Genomic DNA, 16,900 nt, shown 5'->3' with positions numbered 1-16,900 from the left:
GCCGCCGTACCCCGGATTATTCTTCGCTGTCTCCAGCTCCAGCCCGCATCGGGGAATCGACGTCCACGCGGTCGATACGCTGCAGGCCACGCATCAGCGTCCCGCGGCGGCCTCGCTCACCGGTAATTTTCTGCAACTCTTCTGGGCGCAGCTTAATTTTACGCTTCCCGACGTGTAGCGTCAGCGTACTCTGCGGCGGCAGGATAAACAGATGTGCCAGCTTATCTTCACCTTTCGCCGCTTCGGCTGCCGGGATAGAGATAATTTTATTGCCCTTGCCTTTCGACAGTTCCGGCAGATCACTCACCGGGAACATCAGCATGCGACCGGCGGCGGTGATCGCCAACAGCATGTCGTCTGCGCTGTGAATTTCCAGCGGAGGGAGGACGCGGGCGTTATCCGGAAGGGAAATCAGCGTTTTACCTGCGCGGTTGCGTGAAACAACGTCGTTAAAGGTACAGACGAAGCCATAACCTGCGTCCGAAGCCATCAGCAGCTTCTGATCGTCTGCGGCCATCAGCACATAGTCAACCGTCGCACCCGGCGGTGGCGTCAGCTTACCGGTCAGAGGCTCACCCTGACCACGCGCTGACGGCAGCGTGATAGGATCCAGCGCGTAGCTTCGCCCAGTGGAGTCAATGAATGCCACCGGTTGATTGCTCTTACCTTTGGCTGAGCCAAGGTAGCTGTCACCGGCTTTATAGCTCAGGCCCGGCGCGTCAATATCGTGGCCTTTGGCGCTGCGCACCCAGCCCATTTGCGACAGCACAATCGTCACTGGTTCAGACGGCACCATGTCATGCTCGCTCATCGCCTTCGCTTCACCGCGCTCGTGCAGCGGAGAGCGACGGTCGTCGCCGTAGGTATCGGCATCCGACTGCAGCTCTTTTTTCAGCAGCGTGTTCATTTTGCGCTCTGAAGCGAGAATGCCCTGCAGCTGATCGCGTTCTTTTTCCAGCTCGTTCTGCTCGCCGCGGATCTTCATCTCTTCCAGTTTGGCGAGGTGGCGCAGCTTCAGCTCAAGGATAGCTTCGGCCTGCGTTTCGCTGATATCAAAGCGAGACATCAACACCGGCTTCGGCTCATCCTCGGTACGAATGATATGGATCACTTCGTCGATATTGAGGAACGCTACCAGCAAACCTTCCAGGATATGCAGGCGTTTAAGGACTTTTTCCAGACGGTAGTTCAGGCGGCGGCGCACCGTGTCACGACGGAAGACCAACCATTCGCTGAGGATCTCCAGCAGGTTTTTCACCGCCGGGCGACCGTCCAGGCCAATCATATTCAGGTTAACGCGATAGCTTTTTTCCAAATCGGTGGTCGCGAACAGATGGTTCATTACCTGCTCAACGTCCACGCGATTGGAACGAGGCACAATCACCAGCCGGGTCGGGTTTTCATGATCTGACTCGTCGCGCAGATCTTCAACCATTGGCAGCTTTTTCGCACGCATCTGGCTGGCAATCTGCTCCAGAACGCGAGCGCCTGATACCTGATGAGGCAGCGCGGTAATCACAACGTCGCCGTCTTCTTTGCGCCACACCGCACGCATGCGGATGGAGCCGCGCCCGTTCTGGTAGATTTTGCGAATATCTTCACGCGGCGTGATGATTTCCGCTTCGGTCGGATAATCCGGACCGTGGACGATATCCAGCAGGCTGTCCAGCGTCGTTTTTGGCTGGTCAATCAGCGTTATGGCGGCCTGGGCGACTTCACGCAGGTTATGCGGTGGAATGTCGGTTGCCATGCCCACGGCGATACCGGTTGTCCCGTTAAGCAGGATGTTAGGTAAACGCGCAGGCAGCATTTTGGGCTCCTGCAGCGTTCCGTCAAAGTTCGGGATGTAGTCTACCGTTCCCTGCCCGAGCTCACTGAGCAGCAGCTCCGCGTACTTCGACAGGCGGGATTCGGTATAACGCATGGCAGCAAAGGACTTAGGATCGTCCGGCGCGCCCCAGTTCCCCTGCCCGTCCACCAGCGGATAGCGGTAAGAGAATGGCTGCGCCATCAGCACCATCGCTTCATAACAGGCGCTGTCGCCGTGCGGATGGTATTTACCCAGCACATCACCCACGGTACGGGCTGACTTTTTGAATTTTGCGCTGGCGTTTAGCCCCAGCTCCGACATCGCATATACGATTCGACGCTGAACCGGCTTGAGCCCGTCGCCAATAAACGGCAGGGCGCGGTCCATGATGACGTACATGGAATAGTTGAGATACGCATTTTCCGTGAATTCGTGCAACGCAAGACGCTCAGCACCATCATGAGTCAAATCACTCATTGCTCATTCATCCTCAAACTGACGAACCGATTGTGGCCACAATCGGCGTAATTGCCGCCGATAGTACCTTATCTGGCCTGTTGAGTCATAGCGATGAATAGCTTTATACGAAGCGGCAGCCCATATGGGCAAGCCGCATTTTCAGCGTTACTTCAGTTTGTTAATTTGCTTTACGTCGATTTCTATCGAGTTCCAGTCTTTATCCACTTTACCCTGAATTTCCACGGTGTCCTGAGGGGTGACCGTTTGGCCGTTCCAACGCTTATGGTCAATGTCTACGTTGATACTGTCGGTTGCATCGCGGAAAATATAATCATCACCACCAATGCGCTGCTCAATTTTACCGGTCAGCGTCACCCAAGTGTCATCAGATAACGTTTTGGCCTGTTTTACCGTGGTTTTACTCCCCGTTGGGCCCACAAAGCCGCCCTGCTGTACAGGCTGAGTTTGTACCGAGGCATTAGGGTCAACAAATCCGCCGGTCTGAGCAGCAAATAGAGGGGCTGAAGTTAAAGCGATAATGGCACATAAAGCGGCTGTCTTTTTCATAATGTAATTCTCCTTTCGTTTCTTAGCCCCTATTAAAGCGCCCAAATCTTAACGAGATCTTAACCCCTCGGCAGGAAGTGTTTTTTATTACAAATTTGCGGTCTTTGCCGAAGGAGCAGGCTTTTCTTCTGTACACACAAAGACGACAGGTATTTACTGCTCGTCTTAACGGCAGCAACAAGGAGTGCGCCATGCGCCTGTTACTTATTGAGGATGACCCACTAATTGGTGACGGCATTAAAGCCGGATTAATCAAAATGGGGTTTGCAGTTGACTGGTTTAGCGATGGGCCAGAGGGGCAAGCCGCACTTGGCCTGGCCCCCTACGACGCCGTAGTGTTAGATCTCAGTCTCCCGGGCATGGATGGCCTGGATATTCTGCGCGCCTGGCGTAAAGAGGGGCACAGTCAGCCCGTACTAATCCTGACTGCCAGAGACTCGCTGGAAGAGCGCATTGAAGGATTGCAGCTGGGTGCGGACGACTACCTTTGCAAACCATTCGCCCTGACAGAAGTGGCAGTGCGGTTGCAGGTACTCATCCGCCGGGCGCACGGCCACGCGCAGCCAGAGATTACCCACGGAAATGTCGTGCTTTCTCCGGCAAACCATACGGTATCTCTCAACGGCGAGCCCCTACAGCTAAAGCCTAAGGAATTCGCTTTACTCGAGTTGCTGATGCGTAATGTCGGGCGTGTTCTGCCACGTACACTGATCGAGGAAAAAATCTATAGCTGGGACGATGAAGTCTCGCGCAACGCCCTTGAAGTTCACATCCATCATCTCCGTAAAAAGCTAGGCAGTGGTTTTATTCGCACCGTACACGGCATCGGCTATACGTTAGGTGATGCATGCTAAGAACGTTGACCAAAAGCTTACGCACACGCCTGACCGTAGGCTTTATAGTGCTGACCCTTGCAGCAGCAGCCTTTGCCAGTGCCGCCGCTTGGTATGAAGCCCGTAAATCGCTCAACAAACTCTTCGATACCCAACAATTGCTTTTTGCTAAGCGGCTAAGCGTGCTGGATTTCGATGGCGCAAACAGCGCCGAGCCACAGCTTCCTCGCAGCAAAAACATACTGAAAAAACATCGCGGTAAGCTCGATGATGACACATTAGCCTTCGCCATTTTCACCGCTGAGGGCAGGCTTGTGCTCAATGACGGCGACAGCGGTAAAGGACTGATCTATTCATGGCATAGGGATGGATTTGCGGACGGGCGACTCGATGATGATGACGATCTGTGGCGTCTGGTCTGGCTGACAACAGCTGATGGTCGTTATCGTATCGTGGTCGGCCAGGAGTGGGATTACCGGAACGATATGGCTCTGGATATCGTGTCTGCTCAGCTCACGCCCTGGCTAATAGCGCTGCCGCTGATGCTGCTTCTGTTGATTTGGTTAGTCAGCAGAGAGCTGGCACCGCTGCGCAAACTGGCGCAAAAACTACAGCGTCGCCCCCCCGGTGACAACAGCAGACTCGAGACTCAACCTCTCCCGCTGGAGGTCAGGCCCCTTGTGGATGCCTTAAATCAGCTCTTTGAGCGTACAGAAGCATTTATGCAGCGTGAAAGGCGCTTTACGTCCGATGCCGCCCACGAACTCCGAACCCCACTTGCGGCCCTGAAGGTACAGGCAGAGGTGGCTCAACTGGCGGAAGATGATGCCCAAGTCAGAGAGCAAGCGCTGAACCAGCTTCATCAGGGCATTGACCGAGCCTCCCGTCTTGTTGAACAGCTGCTGACGCTTTCTCGCCTGGACTCCCTGGCTGAACTGAATGATGTCCAGGACGTGCCACTGCAGACTCTGCTTCAGGAAAGCGTGATGGAAGCCTGGCACGCGGCCCAGCGAGAGCATATTGATATCCACCTGCAGATGCCGGAAAAACCAGTAATCCAGCTCGTTCAGCCACTTCTGCTTGGGTTGATGTTGCGCAATATCATTGATAACGCCGTCCGCTACAGCCCTGCAGGCAGCGTTGTGAACGTCGTACTTAAGGAGAATGAGCTTGAGGTTATCGACAATGGACCGGGCGTGAACCCTGAATATCTTGCCTCTTTGGGGGAACGCTTCTTTCGCCCACCAGGGCAGCTAAAAACCGGCAGCGGGCTGGGGCTGTCAATCGTAAGTCGAATTGCGGCGTTGCACGGTATGCAGGCAACTTTCGACAACGCAGAAAGCAGCGGTTTTAGGGTTCGCATCAGTTGGAACTGAGAAATTTCAGCCGGATTATTGCTCGTGCAGCAAAAGTCTTTGCACATCCTGGTCATTTTTTCACAGTAAGGTTCTCATTATAATGATTAGCAAACGTAATTATTTAAGGGCTAACAATGAGCAACATCCTGATTATCAACGGCGGTAAAAAATTCGGCCATTCCAACGGCCAGCTTAATGACACCATGACCGAAGTCGCGGAAAGCTATTTGCGCGACCTCGGGCATGATGTCCAGGTCACCCGCGCTGACAGCGAATATGACGTTAAAGCGGAAGTTGAGAAATTCCTTTGGGCAGACAGCATCATCTGGCAGATGCCGGGCTGGTGGATGGGCGCCCCGTGGACGGTCAAAAAGTACATTGACGATGTGTTCACCGAAGGCCACGGTTCGCTGTATGCCAGCGATGGTCGTACCCGTTCAGACGCCTCTAAAAAATATGGTTCCGGCGGCCTGATTCAGGGTAAAACCTACATGATGTCCTTGACCTGGAACGCTCCTTTAGAAGCTTTCACCGAAAAAGATCAGTTTTTCCATGGCGTTGGCGTAGACGGCGTTTATCTTCCATTCCACAAGGCTAACCAGTTCCTGGGTATGGAAGGGCTGCCAACCTTTATCGCTAATGACGTCATCAAGTCACCTGATGTGCCACATTATGTAGCAGAATATCGCAAGCATCTGGCTGGTATTTTTGCTTAACTGTTTGCCGGATAACATAAGGAGTTAGTCATGCTGACAGTGATTGCAGAAATTCGCACACGTCCTGGGTCACACCATCGCCAGGCGGTAATTGCAGCGTTTGAGAAAATTATTCCAACCGTGCTGAAGGAAGAAGGCTGCCACGGCTACGCGCCGCTGGTCGATCATAACGCCCAGGTCGCGTTCCAGACTACCGCCCCGGACTCCATCTTCATGCTGGAAAAATGGGAAAGCGTTGCGCATCTGGAAGCCCATCTTGAGACGGTCCACATGAAAGAACATAGCGCCCGCGTGAAAGACGACGTGCTGGAAGTGCATATCCGCATTCTCGAAGAAGCCGTGAAGTAACTGGCGTCTGAGAATGCAAAAAGGGATGGCCTGAGCCATCCCTTTTACGTTTTGGAGAAAAACGTTTAGCCCTCAATATCGGCCATGTCGCCTTTTTCCTGCAGCCAGTTGCGGCGATCTTCCGAACGCTTTTTGGCCAACAGCATATCCATTGTCGCCAGCGTGCGCTGGTCGTCTTCATCGCTGATGGTCAGTTGAACCAGACGGCGCGTATTCGGATCAAGCGTGGTCTCGCGAAGCTGAAGCGGGTTCATCTCGCCCAGCCCTTTAAAGCGCTGCACGTTTGGCTTGCCTTTCTTGCGCTTAAGCTGTTCCAGCACGCCGGCTTTTTCTTCTTCATCCAACGCGTAATAAACCTCTTTACCCAGATCGATGCGGTAGAGCGGCGGCATCGCCACGTAAACGTGACCACCTTTCACCAGTGCCCGGAAGTGGCGCACAAAGAGCGCGCACAGCAGCGTGGCAATGTGCAGACCATCTGAGTCCGCATCCGCAAGGATACAGACCTTGCCATAGCGCAATTGGCTCAGATCTTCACTGTCTGGATCAATACCGATCGCCACAGAAATATCGTGCACTTCCTGCGAGGCCAGTACTTCGTCAGAAGAAACTTCCCATGTGTTCAGGATCTTCCCTTTCAGCGGCATGATCGCCTGATATTCGCGATCGCGAGCCTGCTTCGCGGAGCCGCCCGCAGAGTCCCCTTCCACCAGGAATAGTTCGGTCCGGCTTAAATCCTGCGCAGTACAGTCTGCCAGCTTACCCGGCAGCGCTGGCCCGCTGGTCAGCTTTTTACGCACAACCTTCTTCGCGGCGCGCATACGGCGCTGAGCGCTGGAAATAGCCAGCTCTGCCAGCTGTTCTGCCGCCTGAACGTTCTGGTTCAGCCACAGGCTGAAAGCATCCTTCACTACGCCGGAGACAAAGGCCGCACACTGGCGTGAGGAGAGACGTTCTTTCGTCTGGCCAGCAAACTGAGGATCCTGCATTTTGACCGACAGCACATAGGCGCAGCGTTCCCAAATATCTTCCGCAGAGAGCTTCACACCACGCGGCAGAATATTGCGGTATTCGCAGAACTCACGCATGGCATCGAGCAGCCCCTGACGCAGGCCGTTAACATGAGTACCGCCCTGCATGGTTGGGATCAGGTTTACGTAGCTTTCCGTCAGCAGCTCACCGCCTTCCGGCAACCAGAGCAGCGCCCAGTCAACGGCTTCGGTGTCGCCCGAAAAATTGCCGATAAACGGCGCTTCCGGGAGGGTAATCAGGCCATTTACGGCTTCGCACAGATAGTCGTTCAGGCCGTCCTGGTAGCACCAGCGCTGCTCGGTATTATTCACCTTATCGGTAAAGGTAATCTCAACCCCCGGGCACAGTACCGCTTTCGCTTTCAGCAGATGGCTGAGGCGTGAAACGGAAAAGCGCGGGCTGTCGAAGAAGCTTTCATCCGGCCAAAAATGCACGCTGGTCCCGGTATTGCGCTTCCCGCAGGTGCCAATCACTTCCAGATCCTGCACCTTCTCGCCGTTTTCAAAAGCGATGCTGTATACCTGAGCGTCGCGGCGGACGGTCACTTCAACGCGTTTGGAAAGGGCGTTAACCACAGAGATCCCTACGCCGTGGAGGCCGCCGGAGAATTGGTAGTTTTTATTCGAGAATTTACCGCCCGCATGCAGACGGCAAAGGATCAGCTCAATGGCCGGGACCTTCTCTTCGGAATGGATATCAACAGGCATCCCGCGCCCGTCATCAATGACTTCCAGCGACTGGTCGGCGTGCAGGATGACATCCACGCGCTTAGCGTGACCTGCCAGCGCCTCATCCACGCTGTTATCAATGACTTCCTGTCCTAAATGGTTAGGACGAGTGGTGTCAGTGTACATCCCCGGGCGGCGGCGAACAGGCTCAAGCCCGGTGAGTACCTCTATATCATCGGCATTATAGGATTGCGTCATGGTTTATTCATTCAGATAGCGAAACAGGAAATCGGCCGTCAGGCCTCAGCGCAAGCCGAGGAAGTCGACAATCTGTGTGAAATAATCTTCGAAGCCCGTGAAGGCATGATTGCCACCGGGTTTCACCGTCTGGCGGCAGAGCGCGTAGTAGGCTACGGCCTGGCGGTAATCAAGCACCTCATCGCCCGTTTGTTGCAGCAGCCAAATCAGGTCTGGCGCTTCCAACGGGTCAATCTGCATGACTTTCAGATCGTAAATATGGCGTGACTCTAGCACATATTGCTGCCCGGTGTAGGGGTTCTCGTTTTTACCAAGGTAACCCACAAGCAGCTCAAAAGGGCGAACTGCCGGGTTAACCACCACCGCAGGCAGAGTAAAGCACTGCGAAAGCCAGGTCGCGTAATAACCGCCGAGGGAAGACCCCACAATGCCCAGTGGCTCTCCTCCACGTTTGAGTACCAGCGACTCTAGCAGTTCGGAAGCCTCTGCCGGATAAGGCGGTAACTGAGGCACAATCATCTCAATTTCAGGATGATGCTGAGCCAACCACGCCTTAAAACGGGTCGCTTTTGCGGAGGCCGGAGAGCTATTAAACCCGTGCAGATACAGTAACGCAGGCATTAATAACCCTCAGAAGCCGTATCAGGACTGAATTTACCGCTTTGCAGACGGCAAACTTCCGTCGTCAGGCTGCCGTCAGGGTAAAGATCGAGCCAGCGCCACCCCGGCTCAATGGTGTCGAGCGTGAAATTGGCGCAGTGGGGTTTGAACTGGACGCATGTCGAAGGCGTGGCCAGCATTCTGCGGCCGTTCCAGTCGAGATCCAGTTCCTGGTGAATGTGCCCACAAAGCAGCGTTTTCACCTGCGGCCAGGGCTTAAGCACGGCATCCAGTGCGGCAGCATTGCGCAGGCTGTGCTGATCCAGCCAGCTACAACCAGCAGGAAGAGGATGATGATGCAGCAAAAGTAGGGTGTGACGCTCTGGAGCCGCAGCCAGCTGACGCTCAAGCCATTCCAGCTGATAGTCGCTCAGTTCACCGTGGGGAACGCCAAAGACCTGGCTGTCCAGCAGCAAGATTTGCCAGCGATCGCCGATATAAACGCGCTTGGCCGGAGAAATACCCGCTTCCTGCAGAGCGTTAAACATTGCAGGCTGAAAATCGTGGTTACCCGGCAGCCAAACGCAAGGCGCAGAAATGCGGGAGACTCCTTCAGCAAAATGCTGATAAGCCTCCACGCTGTGATCCTGGGCCAAATCCCCGGTTGCCACCAGTAAGTCGCAGGCACGCTGTTCGGCTAGAATAGCGGTCAACACCGCCTGATAGCTCTTCCAGGTATTAATCCCGAGCAGCGTTTCGTTCTTTCCAGCGAACAAATGGGTATCGGTTATTTGCAATATCCTGATTCGGCCTCCATCGGCCACAGGAAGGGTTAACAGGCTTTCCAAATGGTGTCCTTAGGTTTCACGCACTCACTACCCACCACACTTAAGCTGCTGATATCCAGGCGGCAGCTCGATTTATTCAGGGTATCAATATCATCCATTTATTCAGGGCGTTGTGCCGTTAGCCGTCCTGGTCCCTAAAAAACTAGGTATACACGGGCACGGCCATTGCTCCATGCGCTAAACAGTAGCGCAGCCAGTCAGCAAGAAACTGGTTAATTTGATGCTTTTCGTCGCGTTGATGCAACTTTTTATTCGGATAATCATATCGCGCTTTGAAGCGAAAGATCTGCTGGCTTGAACACACTTCCGCGACCATCGCATCGTGATACAGCCTGACCGACATTGACGGCAGGCTCCAGTAACTCACTGCGGGTTGCGTTTGTTCTATTTCCACCAGAGTGGTATAACGCGTTGATTCTGAGACAGTTAATCGATATCTGGCGCTATTAACCTGATAGGTTACCGTTTCGCCCGCCGCATCATTTTTCGGCAACAGACGGCGCAGCTGCGCGAAGTTGGTTTCGCACAAACGCATCATTTCGGGGAAGTCAGGGGTATAGCGCTTCATAATCAGTGATTCCACTCTTTTCTTAGTTGCTCATAATGCAGCTGCAGCCATTGCAAAGCGATGACCGTCGCCGCGTTGTCGATGCTCCCCTCTTCGACACACTGGTAAGCCTGCTCCCGGCTCACCACATGAACACGAATATCTTCGTTTTCTTCCACCAGGCCATGAATACCGTTGGCCTGAGTGGCATCCACTTCGCCGACTAAAATAGACAACCTTTCGCTGGTGCCGCCGGGGCTGGCTAAATAGCTCAGAACCGGTTTGGTTCGGCCCACGGCAAGGCCCGCTTCTTCTACGGCTTCACGGCGCGCAACATCCTCTACGCTTTCACCCTCTTCAATCATGCCGGCGATCATTTCTAACAGCCATGGGGTTTTGCTGGTATCCCAGGCGGCAATACGAATCTGCTCTATCAGCACGACTTCATCACGCACAGGGTCATAGGGTAGCAGCACCGCAGCGTGACCGCGCTCAAAAATTTCACGCCTGACTTCGCCACTCATTTCGCCGTTGAACAAACGATGGCGAAAACGATAAAGATCGAGTGAAAAAAAGCCACGATAAAGCGTTTCCCGTGCAATAATTTCTACATCCTTTTTGGCGAAAGTAGCCGCTAGCTTTTCTGACTTGTTCATAGATGATGTCCTGATGACAAATGGGCGCTGACCGGGTGATTTCAACCCTGCGTAACTGCCCTTTCAATTTTGATGTGGTAGATTGGTGAAAATTAAGGTAGATGGCACTTTACGCCAACCTGCCCGGCTGACGGAATCTGTAGAATCGGCGATCATCTTTGACTCCTGTCGGCGTTAAACAAAATAATTCTGCTTCACAACAAGGAATGCAAATGAAGAAACTGCTCCCCATTCTTATCGGTCTGAGCCTAACGGGTTTCAGCGCCATGAGCCAGGCAGAAAACCTGCTGCAGGTTTATCAACAGGCGCGCACCAGCAACCCGGACCTGCGTAAATCCGCTGCTGACCGTGACGCCGCATTCGAAAAAATTAATGAAGCACGCAGCCCATTACTGCCACAGCTGGGCCTGGGTGCAGATTACACCTACGGTAACGGTTTCCGCGACTCTAACGGTATTAACTCCAACACGACCAGCGCAACGTTACAGCTGACGCAAACCATTTTTGATATGTCTAAATGGCGCGCACTGAGCCTGCAGGAAAAAACAGCAGGGATTCAGGATGTTAGCTTCCAGACCGATCAGCAGTCTCTGATCCTGAACACGGCCACAGCCTATTTTAACGTGCTGAGCGCCATTGACGCGCTTTCCTATACTGAAGCGCAGAAACAGGCCATCTACCGCCAGTTGGATCAAACCACTCAGCGCTTTAACGTAGGCTTGGTTGCCATCACTGACGTACAGAACGCCCGCGCGCAGTACGACACCGTGCTGGCGAACGAAGTCACCGCCCGTAATAATCTGGACAACGCGGTGGAATCGCTGCGCCAGGTCACCGGGAACGACTACCTCAGCCTGGCTTCTCTGAACGTGGACGGTTTCAAAACCACCAAGCCAGATGCAGTCAATAACCTGCTGAAAGATGCTGAAAAACGCAACCTCAGCCTGCTGCAGGCTCGTCTGAGCCAGGATCTGGCGCGCGAACAAATTCGCCTGGCTGAGGACGGCCACCTGCCGACCCTGAGCCTGAACGCATCCAGCGGCGTCACTAACAGCAGCTACAATGGTTCTAAAACCGGGAATAACTCGGCGTATGACAACAGCTACAAAGGGCAGAACCAGGTTGGCCTGAGCTTCTCCCTGCCGCTGTACCAGGGTGGCCAGGTTAACTCTCAGGTTAAACAAGCTCAGTACAACTTTGTAGGTGCCAGCGAGCAGCTGGAAAGCGCGCACCGCAGCGTGGTACAGACCGTGCGTTCTTCCTTTAACAACGTAAATGCCTCTATCAGCACCATCAACGCTTACAAACAGGCCGTTGTGTCTGCGCAAAGCTCCCTTGATGCGATGGAAGCCGGTTACTCAGTGGGTACCCGTACTATCGTTGACGTACTGGACGCGACCACCACACTGTATAACGCCAAGCAGCAACTCTCCAGCGCACGTTACAACTACCTGATTAACCAGCTGAATATCAAATCAGCGCTGGGTACGTTGAACGAGCAGGATCTGATTGCGCTGAACAATACGCTGGGCAAACCGGTTTCAACCTCTGCGGACAGCGTTGCGCCGGAAACCCCGGAGCAGGATGCCCGGGCTGACGGTTACAACACCGCGCCAGCGACGGCTTCCACTAAGACAACTCATGCCACTCCGGCTGCGGCCACCAGCGGGAAAAAAGCGAACCCATTCGCTAATTAATCGCCGGAATGCCAACGAAAGGGGCGTATTTTTACGCCCCTTTCAGACTGCTGACAAACCTCTGGTACTAAAGAAGTACCAGCGGCACGTTAAAAAAAACAGGAAAATCAATTCATTGATTTTCGGCTGACTACTACAAAGGGGGAAAAACCACGCTTTTTCCCTCTTTGTTAGCAATCCTTGAGGGGCGTATTTTTACGCCCCTTTTTTTCTGCCTCGCGTTTGAACGTAAGGCAACGTAAAGATCTCCTGCCAACAGGCCAACATCGCTTCAATTTCAACCGCTCATCCCCTATCCTTAGCACCAAACCTACTGGGCTCAGGACTGATTAAATGAAACGGACAAAAAATATAAATCATTCATCGTTCCGCAAAAGCTGGAACGCACGCCATTTAACGCCGGTGGCGTTGGCGGTCACCGCCGTCTTTATGCTGGCCGGCTGTGAACAAAGCGACGAAACTGTCTCAATGTATCAAAACGCGGACGACTGCTCGCAGGCAAACCCGAGCAAAAGCGCGGAATGTACCACCGCCTATAATAACGCTCTGAAAGAAGCCGAGCGCACGGCACCGAAGTACGCTTCCCGTGAAGCCTGCGTGGCCGAGTTTGGCGAAGGCCAGTGCCAGCCAGCCCCTGCTCAGGCAAGCCTTGCCGGCGAAAGCCAGGCTCAGGCTCAACCGCAGCAAAGCGGCAGCTTCTGGATGCCGCTGATGGCGGGCTACATGATGGGCCGTCTGATGGGCGGCGGCGCGGGCTTTGCGCAGCAGCCGCTGTTTACCTCAAAAAACCCGGCCAGCCCGGCTTACGGCAAGTACGCCGATGCCAGCGGTAAAAGCTACGGCGCGGCCACACCAGGCCGGACGACAACCGTTCCGAAAAGCGCGATGGCACCAAAACCTGCGACCACCTCAACGGTGACTCGCGGCGGCTTTGGTGAGTCAGTGGCCAAGCAATCCACCATGCAGCGCAGCAGCGCCACCTCCGGCAGCAGCCGTTCGATGGGCGGCTGATAAATCATGGAAAGAGTTTCTCTCGTTGAACGCCCGGACTGGCGCGAAAAAGCCACGGAATACGGCTTCAATTTTCACACCATGTACGGGGAGCCGTACTGGTGTGAAGACGCCTATTACAAGCTCACGCTGGCTCAGGTTGAACGCCTGGAAGAGGTCACCGCCGAGCTGCATCAAATGTGTCTGCAGGTTGTGGAAAAAGTGGTGGCCAGCGACGAGCTAATGGCCCGTTTCCGCATTCCGAAACACACCTGGGAATTTGTTCGCCAATCATGGCGCAGCCAGCAGCCCTCCCTTTATTCCCGCCTGGATCTGGCGTGGGATGGCGTGGGTGAACCCAAGCTGCTGGAAAACAACGCCGATACGCCAACGTCGCTGTATGAAGCGGCCTTCTTCCAGTGGATCTGGCTTGAAGATCAGGTCGCTGCAGGCAAGCTGCCGGCAGGCGCAGACCAGTTCAACAGCCTGCAGGAAAAGCTGATCGAACGTTTCGCCGAGCTCAAGCAGCAGCATGGTTTCAATCTGCTGCACTTTGCCTGCTGTCAGGACACGGTAGAAGATCGCGGCACCGTGCAATATCTGCAGGACTGCGCCGCCGAATCTGACGTCGCCAGTGAGTTCCTGTTTATCGAGGAAATTGGCCTCGGCGAGAAAGGTCAGTTTACCGATCTGCAGGATCAGGTTATCAGTAACCTGTTCAAGCTCTACCCGTGGGAATTCATGCTCCGCGAGATGTTCTCCACCAAGCTGGAAGATGCCGGCGTGCGCTGGCTGGAGCCAGCCTGGAAAAGCATTATCTCCAACAAAGCCCTGCTGCCGATGCTGTGGGAGATGTTCCCGGGCCACCCTAATCTGCTGCCGGCTTATTTCGCCGAAGACAACTTCCCGCCGATGGAAAAATACGTCGTGAAGCCAATTTTTTCCCGCGAAGGCGCCAACGTGAAGATCATCGAGAATGGCCAGGAGATCGCGCGCGTTGACGGGCCGTACGGCGAAGAAGGCATGATCGTCCAGCAGTTCTATCCGCTACCAAAATTCGGCGACAGCTATACGCTGATTGGCAGCTGGCTTATTAACGATCGGCCTGCAGGGATCGGGATTCGTGAAGATCGCGAACTTATCACCCAGGATCTTTCCCGTTTCTATCCGCATATCTTTATGGAATAGATCGCTAAAAAAGCGCCCATTGGGCGCTTTTTTGTTTACCCTACCACAACCGACAGCATACTCAGCGATCCCATCTCTATTCCGTCGACCGGAATCGTCACCGGCTCTTTGCCGTCCCACGCGCCCAGTACATAAAGCAGCGGCAGGAAATGCTCCGCCGTCGGGTTAGACAGTGAACCGCCTTCATGACTGAGATAGTTCACCAGCGGATGCTCCTCCGCAGGCCCCTTCCAGGTCAGGTTGGCTTTAACATAGTCGTTAAACGACTCGGCCCAGGGGTAAGGTGTATTTTCACCGTGCCAGCGCGCAGTTCTCAGGTTATGCACCACGTTACCGCTCGCCACCAGCATAATCCCCTGGTCACGTAGCGTGGCCAGTTTGCGGCCAATCTCCAGATGCCAGGCTGCCGGCTTCGTGCTGTCAATACTCAGCTGCACCATCGGGATATCCGCGTTAGGGTACATCTTGATAAGCACCCCCCACGAGCCGTGGTCAAAGCCCCACGCTTCTTTATCTAACGCCACCGGCGTTGGTGCCAATAATTCAACCAGCTGCTGCGCCAGCTCAGGCGAACCGGGTGCCGGATAGTGCGTGTCATACAGCGCCTGCGGAAAACCACCAAAGTCGTGAATCGTCTTCGGCGCTTCCATCGCGGTCACGCCCGTTCCACGGGTGAACCAGTGGGCCGACACCACCACAATCGCTTTTGGCCGCGGCAGCGTTTCGCCGAGCTGAGCCCAGGCGCGGGTATAGCGGTTATCTTCCAGCACGTTCATCGGGCTACCGTGGCCAAGGAACAGCGCGGGCATACGTGGGCTTGTCATGATGGTGTCCTTAAATGGCTAAGATTCAATACACACAGATTACGCCCAATTTTTGTGGGAAGAACTCAGATAAGCATGATGATGATCATCAGAAATTTTGAACAGGTCTGAAAAGACGAAAACAGCGAGGCGGGAGTGAATAACAAAAGCCCGATCGCGCTGACCGGGCTTTACTTTTTTAGCTGGCTTTACGCGCTTGCGCCTGGCGATATTCCACCAAATCTTCGATGGTCACAACCGCCATATTATGTTTGCGGGCAAACTCAATGCACTCCGGCGCACGCGCCATGGTGCCGTCGTCGTTGGTCAGTTCACACAGCACACCCGCAGGTTTGAAACCGGCCAGGGAAACGAGGTCGATAGTGGCTTCGGTGTGGCCGCCGCGAGTTAACACACCGCCCGGCTGCGCACGCAGCGGGAAAACGTGACCAGGGCGGTGCAGGTCGCTCGGCTTAGCGCCGTCGGCAATAGCTGCACGAACGGTGGTCAGACGGTCGGCTGCGGAAACGCCGGTTGTCACGCCGTGAGCGGCTTCGATGGTCACGGTAAACCCGGTGCCGAAAGCGCTGGTGTTGTTTTCGACCATCATCGGCAGATCGAGCTGTTTACGGCGTTCGTCGGTCAGGCACAGGCAAACAATGCCGCTCCCGTGGCGAATGGTCAGCGCCATTTGCTCCACGGTCATGGTTTCAGCCGGGAAGATCATATCGCCTTCGTTCTCACGATTTTCATCGTCGAGAACCATGGCGCCACGGCCTTCGCGAAGCGCATCAAGAGCACGCTCAACGCGCTCAGTCGGGGTGCCAAATGCAGAAAGTAGCGTCTGATTCATGGTAATAAAAACCTCATTAATATTATGGTTACCAGAATCAGGGCAGTCTTAGGAGCTAAAAAAATAACGCGGGCAGGCCAGGGCCTGACGTGATCGTTACTCTCTCCCATCCGGACTTTAACCGTCGGCCCCGGAATTACACCGGATCTGCTGACCTTCAGGCAAAGCCTGAAGCGCTCGCGGGCTTTCAGCGTTCGCTGATTTACCGCCGGTGGGGAGTTTCGCCCCGCCCTGAGAATAAGCAGGTTCACTATAGCGCTAATCATTTTTGTGGGCAACGATTACACAGGCAACATTTCCAGTTTATCCCCTGGCAATCAGGCATTACAATTAGCCCTATTACTCGCCAGATAATGGAAGCCGCTATGATTGACCCGAAAAAAATTGAACAAATCGCCCGTCAGGTCCATGAGTCAATGCCGAAAGGGATTCGTGAGTTCGGGGATGATGTGGAGAAGAAAGTACGCCAGATCCTGCAGTCTCAGTTGACCCGTCTTGACCTTGTGAGCCGCGAAGAGTTTGACGTGCAAACTCAGGTCCTGCTGCGCACCCGCGAGAAACTGGCTCTGCTGGAGCAGCGACTGACCGAACTGGAAAACCGCGAAGCCCCGAAAGACGCCGAGTAACGCTCCGCCTCCTGACGCTCCCGCAAAGGAAAGCGTCAGGGGG

At 54.4% G+C, this 16,900-nt stretch carries 17 protein-coding genes and 1 riboswitch; of the genes, 8 read left to right on the top strand and 9 right to left on the bottom strand.

What is annotated here, in order from left to right; translation table 11 throughout:
• Positions 1-16: 16 nt before the first annotated feature.
• Together parC and F3J28_RS16940 are read right to left on the bottom strand one after the other, a co-directional pair.
• Positions 17-2,287: a DNA topoisomerase IV subunit A gene (gene parC, locus F3J28_RS16945; protein ID WP_166878049.1), complete on the bottom strand. Its 2,271-nt coding sequence runs from the start codon at positions 2,285-2,287 to the stop codon at positions 17-19.
• Between the two features lie 147 nt (positions 2,288-2,434).
• Positions 2,435-2,836, bottom strand: coding sequence for a YgiW/YdeI family stress tolerance OB fold protein (locus F3J28_RS16940; protein WP_166878046.1), 402 nt, complete (start codon positions 2,834-2,836; stop codon positions 2,435-2,437).
• A gap of 191 nt (positions 2,837-3,027) precedes the next feature.
• Between F3J28_RS16940 and qseB the strand changes: the two genes are divergently transcribed.
• The 4 genes from qseB to F3J28_RS16920 all read left to right on the top strand — a co-directional run bounded on the left by qseB (position 3,028) and on the right by F3J28_RS16920 (position 6,091).
• Positions 3,028-3,690: a quorum sensing response regulator transcription factor QseB gene (gene qseB / locus F3J28_RS16935; protein WP_166878043.1), complete on the top strand. Its 663-nt coding sequence runs from the start codon at positions 3,028-3,030 to the stop codon at positions 3,688-3,690.
• Positions 3,684-5,045, top strand: a complete 1,362-nt coding sequence (gene qseC / locus F3J28_RS16930) for a quorum sensing histidine kinase QseC (protein ID WP_166878040.1) — start codon at positions 3,684-3,686, stop codon at positions 5,043-5,045. The genes qseB and qseC overlap by 7 nt, the downstream gene beginning before the upstream one ends.
• A 116-nt stretch (positions 5,046-5,161) precedes the next feature.
• Positions 5,162-5,743: an NAD(P)H-dependent oxidoreductase gene (locus F3J28_RS16925; RefSeq protein ID WP_166878037.1), complete on the top strand. Its 582-nt coding sequence runs from the start codon at positions 5,162-5,164 to the stop codon at positions 5,741-5,743.
• A 30-nt stretch (positions 5,744-5,773) separates the two neighbouring features.
• Positions 5,774-6,091 (top strand): putative quinol monooxygenase, encoded by a 318-nt coding sequence (locus tag F3J28_RS16920; RefSeq protein WP_166878034.1) that lies wholly within the window; start codon positions 5,774-5,776, stop codon positions 6,089-6,091.
• Positions 6,092-6,156: 65 nt separating this feature from the next.
• Here F3J28_RS16920 and parE read toward each other — a convergent pair whose 3' ends face one another.
• The 5 genes from parE to nudF all read right to left on the bottom strand — a co-directional run bounded on the left by parE (position 6,157) and on the right by nudF (position 10,700).
• Positions 6,157-8,049, bottom strand: a complete 1,893-nt coding sequence (gene parE / locus F3J28_RS16915; RefSeq protein WP_008460924.1) for a DNA topoisomerase IV subunit B — start codon at positions 8,047-8,049, stop codon at positions 6,157-6,159.
• A gap of 45 nt (positions 8,050-8,094) precedes the next feature.
• Positions 8,095-8,670, bottom strand: coding sequence for an esterase YqiA (gene yqiA, locus F3J28_RS16910; protein ID WP_008460923.1), 576 nt, complete (start codon positions 8,668-8,670; stop codon positions 8,095-8,097).
• Positions 8,670-9,497, bottom strand: coding sequence for a 3',5'-cyclic-AMP phosphodiesterase (gene cpdA / locus F3J28_RS16905; RefSeq protein ID WP_166878031.1), 828 nt, complete (start codon positions 9,495-9,497; stop codon positions 8,670-8,672). Before cpdA ends, yqiA begins: the two co-directional genes overlap by 1 nt.
• Before the next feature lie 142 nt (positions 9,498-9,639).
• Positions 9,640-10,065, bottom strand: coding sequence for a DUF1249 family protein (locus F3J28_RS16900; protein ID WP_166878029.1), 426 nt, complete (start codon positions 10,063-10,065; stop codon positions 9,640-9,642).
• A 2-nt stretch (positions 10,066-10,067) separates the two neighbouring features.
• Positions 10,068-10,700 (bottom strand): ADP-ribose diphosphatase, encoded by a 633-nt coding sequence (nudF, locus tag F3J28_RS16895; protein WP_166868565.1) that lies wholly within the window; start codon positions 10,698-10,700, stop codon positions 10,068-10,070.
• Positions 10,701-10,912: 212 nt separating this feature from the next.
• Between nudF and tolC the strand changes: the two genes are divergently transcribed.
• The 3 genes from tolC to F3J28_RS16880 all read left to right on the top strand — a co-directional run bounded on the left by tolC (position 10,913) and on the right by F3J28_RS16880 (position 14,575).
• Complete coding sequence (gene tolC / locus F3J28_RS16890; RefSeq protein WP_166878026.1) at positions 10,913-12,397, top strand: outer membrane channel protein TolC; 1,485 nt, start codon at positions 10,913-10,915, stop codon at positions 12,395-12,397.
• Between the two features lie 333 nt (positions 12,398-12,730).
• Positions 12,731-13,408, top strand: a complete 678-nt coding sequence (locus tag F3J28_RS16885) for a DUF1190 family protein (protein WP_008460913.1) — start codon at positions 12,731-12,733, stop codon at positions 13,406-13,408.
• A gap of 6 nt (positions 13,409-13,414) precedes the next feature.
• Positions 13,415-14,575, top strand: coding sequence for a glutathionylspermidine synthase family protein (locus F3J28_RS16880; protein ID WP_166878023.1), 1,161 nt, complete (start codon positions 13,415-13,417; stop codon positions 14,573-14,575).
• 35 nt (positions 14,576-14,610) lie between these two features.
• Here the strand turns inward: F3J28_RS16880 and ygiD are convergent, their stop codons facing one another.
• Both ygiD and ribB read right to left on the bottom strand, forming a co-directional pair.
• Positions 14,611-15,399 (bottom strand): 4,5-DOPA-extradiol-dioxygenase, encoded by a 789-nt coding sequence (ygiD, locus tag F3J28_RS16875; protein WP_166878020.1) that lies wholly within the window; start codon positions 15,397-15,399, stop codon positions 14,611-14,613.
• A 178-nt stretch (positions 15,400-15,577) separates the two neighbouring features.
• Positions 15,578-16,231, bottom strand: coding sequence for a 3,4-dihydroxy-2-butanone-4-phosphate synthase (ribB, locus tag F3J28_RS16870; RefSeq protein ID WP_008460907.1), 654 nt, complete (start codon positions 16,229-16,231; stop codon positions 15,578-15,580).
• A gap of 94 nt (positions 16,232-16,325) precedes the next feature.
• Positions 16,326-16,474: riboswitch (FMN riboswitch) on the bottom strand.
• Between the two features lie 122 nt (positions 16,475-16,596).
• Here ribB and ubiK point away from each other — a divergent pair.
• Positions 16,597-16,857 carry a ubiquinone biosynthesis accessory factor UbiK gene (ubiK, locus tag F3J28_RS16865; RefSeq protein WP_008460905.1) on the top strand — a complete coding sequence of 87 codons (261 nt, stop codon included), beginning with the start codon at positions 16,597-16,599 and terminating at the stop codon, positions 16,855-16,857.
• Positions 16,858-16,900 lie beyond the last annotated feature (43 nt).

It is taken from the genome of Enterobacter sp. Ap-1006 (assembly GCF_011752835.1).
Classification (GTDB): Bacteria; Pseudomonadota; Gammaproteobacteria; order Enterobacterales; family Enterobacteriaceae; genus Cedecea.
Note: the sequence above shows the minus strand (reverse complement) of the source record. Positions and strands in the feature narration are given on the sequence as shown.

What these genes read in the sequence shown, in the direction of transcription:
- parC (WP_166878049.1), bottom strand. Translation starts at nt 2,287, where the DNA reads ATGAGTGATTTGACTCATGATGGTGCTGAGCGTCTTGCGTTGCACGAA.
- F3J28_RS16940 (WP_166878046.1), bottom strand. Translation starts at nt 2,836, where the DNA reads ATGAAAAAGACAGCCGCTTTATGTGCCATTATCGCTTTAACTTCAGCC.
- qseB (WP_166878043.1), top strand. Translation starts at nt 3,028, where the DNA reads ATGCGCCTGTTACTTATTGAGGATGACCCACTAATTGGTGACGGCATT.
- qseC (WP_166878040.1), top strand. Translation starts at nt 3,684, where the DNA reads ATGCTAAGAACGTTGACCAAAAGCTTACGCACACGCCTGACCGTAGGC.
- F3J28_RS16925 (WP_166878037.1), top strand. Translation starts at nt 5,162, where the DNA reads ATGAGCAACATCCTGATTATCAACGGCGGTAAAAAATTCGGCCATTCC.
- F3J28_RS16920 (WP_166878034.1), top strand. Translation starts at nt 5,774, where the DNA reads ATGCTGACAGTGATTGCAGAAATTCGCACACGTCCTGGGTCACACCAT.
- parE (WP_008460924.1), bottom strand. Translation starts at nt 8,049, where the DNA reads ATGACGCAATCCTATAATGCCGATGATATAGAGGTACTCACCGGGCTT.
- yqiA (WP_008460923.1), bottom strand. Translation starts at nt 8,670, where the DNA reads ATGCCTGCGTTACTGTATCTGCACGGGTTTAATAGCTCTCCGGCCTCC.
- F3J28_RS16900 (WP_166878029.1), bottom strand. Translation starts at nt 10,065, where the DNA reads ATGAAGCGCTATACCCCTGACTTCCCCGAAATGATGCGTTTGTGCGAA.
- nudF (WP_166868565.1), bottom strand. Translation starts at nt 10,700, where the DNA reads ATGAACAAGTCAGAAAAGCTAGCGGCTACTTTCGCCAAAAAGGATGTA.
- tolC (WP_166878026.1), top strand. Translation starts at nt 10,913, where the DNA reads ATGAAGAAACTGCTCCCCATTCTTATCGGTCTGAGCCTAACGGGTTTC.
- F3J28_RS16885 (WP_008460913.1), top strand. Translation starts at nt 12,731, where the DNA reads ATGAAACGGACAAAAAATATAAATCATTCATCGTTCCGCAAAAGCTGG.
- F3J28_RS16880 (WP_166878023.1), top strand. Translation starts at nt 13,415, where the DNA reads ATGGAAAGAGTTTCTCTCGTTGAACGCCCGGACTGGCGCGAAAAAGCC.
- ygiD (WP_166878020.1), bottom strand. Translation starts at nt 15,399, where the DNA reads ATGACAAGCCCACGTATGCCCGCGCTGTTCCTTGGCCACGGTAGCCCG.
- ribB (WP_008460907.1), bottom strand. Translation starts at nt 16,231, where the DNA reads ATGAATCAGACGCTACTTTCTGCATTTGGCACCCCGACTGAGCGCGTT.
- ubiK (WP_008460905.1), top strand. Translation starts at nt 16,597, where the DNA reads ATGATTGACCCGAAAAAAATTGAACAAATCGCCCGTCAGGTCCATGAG.